The 602-nt window shown below is 70.4% G+C and carries 1 protein-coding gene; it reads left to right on the forward strand.

Annotated elements, in window-relative coordinates:
- Positions 1-602, forward strand: a 602-nt coding sequence (locus ABD120_RS39330; RefSeq protein ID WP_343955575.1) for a transposase family protein, incomplete at both ends; no start/stop codon positions are given.

Here is a 602-nt window from a genome sequence, read left to right on the forward strand (position 1 = left end):
CCGCGTCTCCCGGGCCACGGCTTACCGCTACATCGCCGAGGGGATCGACGTCCTCACAGCTCAAGCCCCTGACCTGCACGAGGCTCTGGACCGCGCCCAGGCCGACGGGCTGGCCTACGTGATCCTGGACGGCACCCTGATCCCGGCCGATCGCTGCGCCGAGCAGACCATCAGTGTCAAGGGCGAGCCCATCGACGCCTGGTACTCCGGCAAAGCCCACCGGCACGCCGGCAATCTCCAAGCACTCTCGGCACCCAACGGGCTTCCCCTGTGGATCGCCGACGTCGAACCGGGCTCGGTGCACGATCTGACCGCCGCCCGCATCCATGTGCTGGGCGCCTTGTACGCCGCGGCCGCAGGCGGCCTGCCGACCCTCGCCGACAGCGGCTACGACGGCGCCGGGATCGGCATTCACACGCCGATCAAACCGCCTGCGGGCAACCAGACCCTCAGCCCGGACAACCGCACCCACAACCGGCTCCTCCGCGCTCTACGCTGTCTCGGCGAACGCGGGTTCGCCCTGCTCAAAGGCCGCTGGCGGATACTCCGGCACGTCACCGCCAGCCCCAGCGCAATCGGCGACATCGCCCGCGCCGCCCTTG

This window comes from Nonomuraea longicatena (assembly GCF_039525605.1).
Lineage (GTDB): Bacteria > Actinomycetota > Actinomycetes > Streptosporangiales > Streptosporangiaceae > Nonomuraea > Nonomuraea longicatena.